Below are 3,814 nucleotides of genomic sequence, written 5' to 3' on the forward strand. Positions count from 1 at the left end.
ACCGTACCCGCCATGTCCGCGTGACTCTGGCACGGCAGGACGCGAAGCTGCCGATCGAAAGCGCCAAGGCGATGATCCACCACCCGCTCGGCCGCCTCCCTTCCCAGGCGCTGGTTATGGTCGGCGACGGCCAGGGCGGGATGATCTCGACCAGGATGCTGCCCCAGGGCCGCTGGCGGGTCGAGCTCTCCGTGGCCCATGGCGGCGACGAGGCACGCTATCGGAGGGACCTCAAGTGAACGTGATGACCCGTTTGGCGCCCGAAACGGCCTTGATCGAACGCGACTTTGCCGTGCCCGATATCCGCTGCGCCGGCTGCATCTCCAAACTCGAACAGGGGCTGGTGCGCGATGCCCGGATCCGAAGCGCGCGCGTCAACTTCACCGAGAAGCGCGTGCACCTGGCGCATACCGCCGATGCCGAAATGCCCGACCTGCTCGGTGCGTTCACCTCATTGGGGTTCGAGGCGCACCCGATCGGCGAGGGGCCGAAGGACGTCGATGGCGAAGCGGCGACGAGCAAGGAGCTGGTGCGCGCGGTCGCGGTCAGCGGCTTTGCGATGATGAACATCATGCTGCTATCGGTCTCGGTCTGGTCGGGCGCGACCGGGGTGACGCGCGACCTGTTCCACTGGCTTTCGGCGCTGATTGCGCTGCCGACCATCGCCTATGCCGGGCGGCCCTTCTTCCGCTCGGCCTGGCGCGCGCTCCGCCACGGGCACACGAATATGGACGTGCCGATCAGCATCGGCGTGACGCTCGCCACCGCGCTCAGCCTGTACGAGACCGCAACCCACGGCGCCCATGCCTATTTCGACAGCGCGGTGATGCTGCTGTTCTTCCTGCTGTGCGGGCGCTGGCTCGACAGCGTGATGCGCGACCGCGCGCGCGGCGGCGTTACTGCGCTGCTGCGCAACATGGGCACCGGCGCGATGGTATTCGGGCCCGATGGCAGCACCCACTGGACCGATGCGACCGCGCTGCAGCCCGGCATGGTGATGCTGGTGGCAGCCGGCGAGCGCCTTGCGGCCGATGGCGTGATCGTTCAGGGCAGCACGCGGATCGACCTGTCGCTGCTCACCGGCGAGAGCGCGCCGCAGGAGGCGGCGCTCGATGATGTGGTGCATGCCGGGACGCTCAATATCGATGCGCCGGTGCGCGTGCGCGTCACCGCCGCCGGAACCGATACCGCCATCGCCGATATTGCCCGGCTGATGGGTGAAGCCTCGCAGGGCAAGTCGCGCTATGTCCGCATCGCCGACCGCGCCGCGCGGCTCTATGCCCCGGCGGTGCACGGGCTGGCGCTCACCGCCTTTGCCGGATGGATGGTCGCGGGTGCAGGTTGGCACGAGGCGCTGCTGATCGCGGTGGCGGTGTTGATCATCACCTGCCCCTGCGCGCTCGGCCTCGCCGTGCCCGCAGCGCAGATCGTCGCGGCGGGCGCGCTGATGAAGCGCGGCGTGCTGATCAAGGACGGCTCGGCGCTCGAGCGCATGGCCGAGATCGACCGCGCGCTGATCGACAAGACCGGAACGCTCACGCTCGGCCGGCCGGTCGCGAGCAATCTGGCTGAGATCGCGGCGGAGCATCGCCCGGTACTGCTGGCGCTGGCGCAGATGAGCCGCCATCCGCTCAGCGCTGCGCTTACCCGCGACCTGACCGCGCAGGGCGTACACGCCGCGCAGATCGACGAAGTCCAGGAAACGCCCGGTTTCGGCGTCGCCGCGCTGTGGCAGGGCCAGCCGGTCACACTGGGCAGGCCGCAAGGTCCGGAAGCGGGCAGCGAACTGGCGAGCGAGCTGAGCATCGATGGGCGTCCCGTCGCGCTGGTGCGCTTTGCCGATGCGCTGCGCCCCGATACCGTGGAAGCCATCACGGCGCTGAGGGCCGAAGGGGTCGATGCGATGATCCTATCGGGCGATCGCACCGAAGCCGTCGCTCCGGTCGCGCGCACGCTGGGTCTTACCGCGATGACTGGGCTCAGCCCGCAGGACAAGCTGGCCGCCATCGCGCGGAGCAGCGGCGCGGGTCACAAGGTGCTGATGATCGGCGACGGGTTGAACGATGGCCCCGCGCTCGCCGCCGGCCACGCCTCGATGGCCCCCGGATCGGCCAGTGATGTCGGCAAGAACGCTTCGGACTGTATCTTCATGGGCGATCGGCTGATGCCCGTGGTCGACACCATCCGCATGGCCCGCCGCACCCAGGCCATCGTTCGCCAGAATTTCGCGCTGGCGATCGGATACAATGTCATCGCGGTGCCGCTGGCCTTTGCCGGACTGGTCACGCCGCTGGTCGCCGCGATCGCCATGTCGGGATCGTCGCTGATCGTGGTGGGCAACGCGCTGCGTCTCAAGGGAGCCCTGAAATGAACGGCCTGCTGTTGCTGATCCCCATTGCCCTCTGCCTCGGGCTGCTGGGCCTTGGGGCGTTCTTCTGGTCGGTCCAGGGCGGTCAGTATGAAGACATGGATGGCGCAGCGCTGCGCATCCTGGTCGAGGATGATGCCGACCGCTCTCGGGTGCAGCCATGAACGCGCTGCGCCGGCCCGGCGGAATGGCCTCGCTCTGTGCACTCCTGGTGGCGCTTGCGCTGGTCAACGCCCCGCTTGCCCGCGCGCAGGGGCGGGTGCTGGTGATGGAGAATTGCAATGGCGGAACGACGACGATCGTCATTCCCGAACGCAACGACGGCCTGCCGAAAAAGCAAGGCGATTGCGCGAAAGCCTGTCACGCCATGACCGACCGGCGCACCAAGGGGCTTGCAGGCAAATCCGATTCGCACTGCTGAGGCGCGTGCAGCGATGCAAGGGCGGTGACTGTCAGCCACCGCCCTGATCCGCTGTCTTGTCAGGCAAGCGTGCCGCTGCGCGCGCCCGTGGAATTGTAGCCGCCCGCGCCGAACAGGATATCGCGCACGTGCATCGGCGAGACGCCTGCGGAATCGGCATCGACCGATACGAAGATGCCGCCCTGGGTCATGCGCTCTTCATAGAAGCGTGCCTCGTCCTCGTCGACGCCATGGCTGGTGAGCACGCCGATCAATCCGCCAGCGGCAGCGCCCACGACAGTCCCGGTAACCGCTGCGCCGCCGATGGCGGCCTCGGCTATCGCACCGGCCGCAACGAATGGCCCGACGCCGGGAATGGCCAGCGCGGCAATGCCGAACAGCGCACCCAGCCCTGCGCCTGCAGCGGCGGTTCCCAAAACATCGCGCGTCGTGTCTTCACCGGCCCCATCGGTCGTGGTGGCCTTGCCATTGTCCGATCTGGCGACGATCGAGATCGCGCTATCCGGCACGCCTGCGGTGCGGAGCTGTTCGACCGCCTGTCCGGCCTGGCGCTCGTTGTCGAAAATGGCGGATACAAAACTGTTATGCATGGGGTTTCTCCTGTGTCACCCGGCCCGACAGGAAGCATACGAGGCGACGCACAGGTCCGTTCCCCGCCTGGCACGGGTCGCGAGCGCACGAGAACTGGCTGGGCTGTCGCGCGAATTACATCCGATTCGGAGGAAATTTGCGCCAATCAGCGTTTTCTGCGGGTTTGCGGCCATGTCCCGGCAATTTTACAACTCCATTTCGGAACGTGCGCCGTTAACCCAAATCTGAAGATGTTAACCATTTCGATTTGTCGTTTGCGTCAACCGGCAGGCCAACCCCTGCTGGCCGCGACCAGCCAACAAAAACATTGATAAACATTGATTATTGGCCTGCTGAAGCAAGCACGTCCCGCATCTGCAATGGTTGGCCGCGCCGTTACCGCGGTTAGCGTCCGCGCTCGTGGTGTAATTTTCGGTGGAGATTTAGGTGCTGCT

4 protein-coding genes and 1 pseudogene are annotated in these 3,814 nt (G+C 66.7%); 4 read left to right on the plus strand and 1 reads right to left on the minus strand.

The window, feature by feature from the left end:
* The 4 genes and pseudogenes from AX735_RS25610 to AX735_RS04340 form a co-directional block, all read left to right on the plus strand.
* A pseudogene (locus tag AX735_RS25610) lies at nucleotides 1–239 on the plus strand (FixH family protein); the annotation flags it as partial.
* A 5-nt stretch (nucleotides 240–244) separates the two neighbouring features.
* Nucleotides 245–2,371, plus strand: a complete 2,127-nt coding sequence (locus AX735_RS04330; protein ID WP_137775894.1) for a heavy metal translocating P-type ATPase — start codon at nucleotides 245–247, stop codon at nucleotides 2,369–2,371.
* Nucleotides 2,368–2,532: a cbb3-type cytochrome oxidase assembly protein CcoS gene (gene ccoS, locus AX735_RS04335; protein WP_066276148.1), complete on the plus strand. Its 165-nt coding sequence runs from the start codon at nucleotides 2,368–2,370 to the stop codon at nucleotides 2,530–2,532. The genes AX735_RS04330 and ccoS overlap by 4 nt, the downstream gene beginning before the upstream one ends.
* Complete coding sequence (locus AX735_RS04340) at nucleotides 2,529–2,789, plus strand: hypothetical protein (RefSeq protein ID WP_066276150.1); 261 nt, start codon at nucleotides 2,529–2,531, stop codon at nucleotides 2,787–2,789. The genes ccoS and AX735_RS04340 overlap by 4 nt, the downstream gene beginning before the upstream one ends.
* Before the next feature lie 59 nt (nucleotides 2,790–2,848).
* Here the strand turns inward: AX735_RS04340 and AX735_RS04345 are convergent, their stop codons facing one another.
* Entirely contained in the window at nucleotides 2,849–3,379 is a 531-nt protein-coding gene (locus AX735_RS04345) for a hypothetical protein (protein WP_066276157.1), read from the minus strand.
* Nucleotides 3,380–3,814: the final 435 nt, after the last annotated feature.

It is taken from the genome of Blastomonas sp. CCH1-A6, assembly GCF_001556365.1.
GTDB classification, from domain to species: domain Bacteria; phylum Pseudomonadota; class Alphaproteobacteria; order Sphingomonadales; family Sphingomonadaceae; genus Blastomonas; species Blastomonas ursincola.

What these genes read in the sequence shown, in the direction of transcription:
- ccoS (WP_066276148.1), top strand. Translation starts at nt 2,368, where the DNA reads ATGAACGGCCTGCTGTTGCTGATCCCCATTGCCCTCTGCCTCGGGCTG.
- AX735_RS04330 (WP_137775894.1), top strand. Translation starts at nt 245, where the DNA reads ATGACCCGTTTGGCGCCCGAAACGGCCTTGATCGAACGCGACTTTGCC.
- AX735_RS04345 (WP_066276157.1), bottom strand. Translation starts at nt 3,379, where the DNA reads ATGCATAACAGTTTTGTATCCGCCATTTTCGACAACGAGCGCCAGGCC.
- AX735_RS04340 (WP_066276150.1), top strand. Translation starts at nt 2,529, where the DNA reads ATGAACGCGCTGCGCCGGCCCGGCGGAATGGCCTCGCTCTGTGCACTC.